Genomic DNA, 281 nt, shown 5'->3' on the forward strand with positions numbered 1-281 from the left:
GGGTACAAGACCAAGTGCCATCAAGTTGTACTGTTGCCGTACAAGTGGCACCAGATGGTGTGGTTACGGTAACCACGGCACCCGGTTCACCGGTACCACTGACTGGGTCGCCATTGGTTGGGGTGATGATGGTTGGTGCCGGAGGCGCATCATTATCCAACACAAAAGGCGCTGGTGTGGTGGCGGTGTTACCGGCATCATCAGTGGCAGTGGCCACTTCATCACCATCAACACCATCGGTGCCAACAGTACCGGTACAAGACCAATTACCTGAACCATTG

Annotated in this window: 1 protein-coding gene; it reads right to left on the reverse strand. The window is 54.8% G+C overall.

Annotated elements, in window-relative coordinates:
- Nucleotides 1-281 (reverse strand): Ig-like domain-containing protein (locus QNI24_RS15395; RefSeq protein ID WP_283708774.1); only part of this gene is annotated, 281 nt, incomplete at both ends.

Origin of the sequence: Marinicella marina (assembly GCF_030065545.1) — a bacterium.
Classification (GTDB): Bacteria; Pseudomonadota; Gammaproteobacteria; order Xanthomonadales; family Marinicellaceae; genus Marinicella; species Marinicella marina.